Here is a 235-nt window from a genome sequence, read left to right on the forward strand (position 1 = left end):
AAAATACGCTTGCCGCCACTGCGAAAACCACGGCGAAGGTAGCAACATTATCACCGCTGCCATGCCCCGCCAGCCGCTGCCCGGCAGTATCGCCACTGCCGGGACCCTGGCCACCGTTGCGGTGAGCAAGTATGCCGACGGCCTACCGTTATACCGCATCGAAAAAGAGCTGGCCCGGGTCGGCGTCGAGCTCCAGCGCACCACCCTGGCAAGCTGGATGATTAAAACGGCTGAG

1 protein-coding gene is annotated in these 235 nt (G+C 62.1%); it reads left to right on the forward strand.

Annotation, left to right across the window (positions count from 1 at the left end; all coding sequences use genetic code 11):
• Nucleotides 1–235 (forward strand): IS66 family transposase (locus BZJ21_RS15965; RefSeq protein ID WP_158075561.1); only part of this gene is annotated, 235 nt, incomplete at both ends.

Origin of the sequence: Salinivibrio costicola subsp. alcaliphilus, from assembly GCF_001996185.1 — a bacterium.
In the GTDB taxonomy this organism is placed as follows: Bacteria; Pseudomonadota; Gammaproteobacteria; order Enterobacterales; family Vibrionaceae; genus Salinivibrio; species Salinivibrio costicola.